Source organism: Allobosea sp. 05T438 (genome assembly GCF_056396025.1).
This window is the reverse complement of sequence record NZ_JBFTKQ010000046.1, coordinates 1-2465: the sequence shown is the minus strand read 5'-3', so window position 1 is coordinate 2465 and position 2465 is coordinate 1. Positions and strand designations below refer to the sequence as shown.

The window sequence follows — 2465 nt, the reverse complement described above, 5'->3', positions numbered from 1 at the left end:
GTAAGCGGTGTCCCGATCTCACCTTCTTCGACGGGGTCTGAGCGGTCAGTGTGACGATCCAGATTTGGAGGGTCGTTTTGTGTCTAGGCTTGACCATAGACTTGAGCCGGAGGGCGAAGTCCGGCGCTTTGAGGTGATCAACGGTGCGATCGGCCGCCGTCGCTGGAGCGGCGATGAGCGGGCGCGGATCCTGGAGGAGACGCTCGCGCCCGGCGCGGTGGTATCGGCGGTGGCCCGCCGCCATGGGCTGACGCCTCAGCAACTGTTCACCTGGCGGCGCGAGGCGCGTCAGGCGGCCGAGACCCTGCCGGCCTTCGTGCCGGCGGTTGTTGCGCAGCCTGCGGGCGCTTCGCCGGAGGCGGGCACCCCATCGCGATCCCCGCATCCCAGACGACGCGCGCGAAGACGCCGCACCGCTGCGATCGAGATTGACGTCGGCGGCGTCAAGGTGACGGTCGAAAACGGTGCTACTCGCGCCACGATTGAGGCCGTGATCGGCGCGCTGAAGGGCGGCTCGTGATCGGTCCGACCGGTACGGTGCGCGTCATGGTGGCGACGAAGGCGGTCGACTTCCGCAAGGGCGCGGAGGGCCTGGCCGCATTGGTGCGCGAGAGCATGGGCGCCGATCCGTTCTCGGGCGCGGTGTATGTGTTCCGGGCGCGGCGTGCTGACCGGATCAAGCTCGTCTACTTCGATGGGACAGGCGTTTGCCTGTTCTCGAAGAGGCTGGAAGACGGCAAGTTCCAGTGGCCGGCCATCGCCGACGGCGTCGTGCGGCTGACGGCTGCTCAGCTTCAGGCGTTGCTGGAGGGGCTGGATTGGCGGCGCGTGCATGAGCGGCGCGAGACGCGCGTTCCCATCGCCGCAAGTTGATCGTTCAAGCGCTTGGCAAGCCACTGTAATCCATGATTGAATCGGCTTCGTGAGCGACGCAACCAAACCGCTGACCAACGATCCGATCGCGCTTCGGGCGATGCTGGCGGAAGAGCGTGCCGAGAACGAGCGGCTGCGCCAGATCATCAAGGAGTTGCAGCGCCATCGCTTCGGCCGCCGGGCCGAGAGCCTGCCGGTCAACCAGTTGCTGCTGGGGCTCGAGGAGGCCGAGCAGATCGAGGCCGAGGGCTTTGCCGGTGAGGAGGCAACAGATCCTGCAATACGGGCTGAGCGGGCCAGGAAGCGTCGCGCCAACCGCGGTTCGCTGCCCGCGCACCTGCCGCGAGTCGAGCAGATCATCGACGTCCAGGACAAGACCTGCCCGTGCTGTCGGGGCGAGCTGCATGCGATGGGCGAGGATGTCTCCGAGCGTCTCGACATCGTCCCCGCCCAGTTCCGCGTGATCGTGACCCGACGGCCGAAATACGCCTGCCGGGCCTGCGAGGAGGTCGTGGTCCAGGCGCCCGCACCCGCCCGGCTCGTCGAGGGCGGCATCCCGACCGAGGCGACCGTCGCCCACGTTCTGGTCTCCAAATACGCCGACCACCTGCCGCTTTATCGGCAGGCCCAGATCTATGCCCGGCAAGGGGTGAACCTGGACCGCTCGACTCTGGCTGACTGGGTCGGCAAGGCAGCCTTCCTCCTGCGACCCGTGCATGAGCGTCTGTTCGAGCGACTGAAGGCGTCGACCAAGCTCTTCGCAGACGAGACCACGGCGCCGGTGCTCGATCCGGGTCGCGGCCGGACCAAGACCGGCCAGCTCTTCGCATATGCTCGCGACGACCGTCCCTGGGGCGGATCGGACCCGCCCGGCGTCGCCTATCTCTATGCGCCGGATCGCAAGGCCGAGCAGACGGTGCGGCATCTTCAGGGCTTCGTGGGCACGCTGCAGGTCGACGGCTACGCTGGCTACAAGGTCCTGGCCGACCGTAATGCCGTGAGCCTGGCCTTCTGTTGGTCACACGTCCGGCGGAAGTTCTACGATCTCGCGCAAGGTGGTCCCGCGCCGATCGCCACGGAAGCGCTCGCGCGGATCGCCGAACTCTATCGCATCGAGGGGGAGATCCGCGGCCGCTTGGCCAAGGAGCGCCGCGACATCCGCCAGGCGAGAAGCCGCGCGATCGTCGATGCGCTCGAACCGTGGTTGAAGGCGAAGCTCGGCCTCATCAGCCAGAAGAGCAAACTCGCCGAAGCCATCCGCTACTCACTCTCGCGATGGGCGGGCCTCAGTCGCTTCCTCGAGGACGGCCGCGTCGAAATCGACTCCAACGTCGTCGAGCGCGCCATCCGGCCGATCGCCCTCAGTCGAAAAAATGCGCTCTTTGCCGGATCAGACGGCGGCGCCGAGCACTGGGCAGTCGTCGCCTCGCTCGTGGAGACCTGCAAACTCAACGGCGTCGATCCGCAAGCCTACCTCGTCGACGTCATCACCCGTATCGTTGCCGGCCATCCCCAGAGCCAGATCGACAACCTGCTGCCATGGGCCTATGCGCCTCAGCCGCTCAAGGCCGTGGCCTGAGAACACCGCTTAC

3 protein-coding genes are annotated in these 2465 nt (G+C 66.9%); all 3 read left to right on the top strand.

Annotation, left to right across the window (positions count from 1 at the left end):
- Nucleotides 1-133: 133 nt before the first annotated feature.
- The 3 genes from tnpA (at nt 134) to tnpC (ending at nt 2452) form a co-directional block, all read left to right on the top strand.
- Nucleotides 134-520: an IS66-like element accessory protein TnpA gene (gene tnpA, locus AC1DIN_RS29815; RefSeq protein ID WP_265055858.1), complete on the top strand. Its 387-nt coding sequence runs from the start codon at nt 134-136 to the stop codon at nt 518-520.
- Nucleotides 517-873, top strand: a complete 357-nt coding sequence (gene tnpB, locus AC1DIN_RS29810) for an IS66 family insertion sequence element accessory protein TnpB (RefSeq protein ID WP_265055857.1) — start codon at nt 517-519, stop codon at nt 871-873. Before tnpA ends, tnpB begins: the two co-directional genes overlap by 4 nt.
- Nucleotides 874-973: 100 nt before the next feature.
- A complete protein-coding gene (gene tnpC, locus AC1DIN_RS29805; protein ID WP_476812343.1) occupies nt 974-2452 on the top strand; it encodes an IS66 family transposase in 1479 nt (492 codons plus the stop codon).
- Nucleotides 2453-2465: the final 13 nt, after the last annotated feature.

Excerpts from the sequence above, each read along its gene's own strand:
- tnpC (WP_476812343.1), top strand. The coding sequence starts at position 974 with ATGCTGGCGGAAGAGCGTGCCGAGAACGAGCGGCTGCGCCAGATCATC.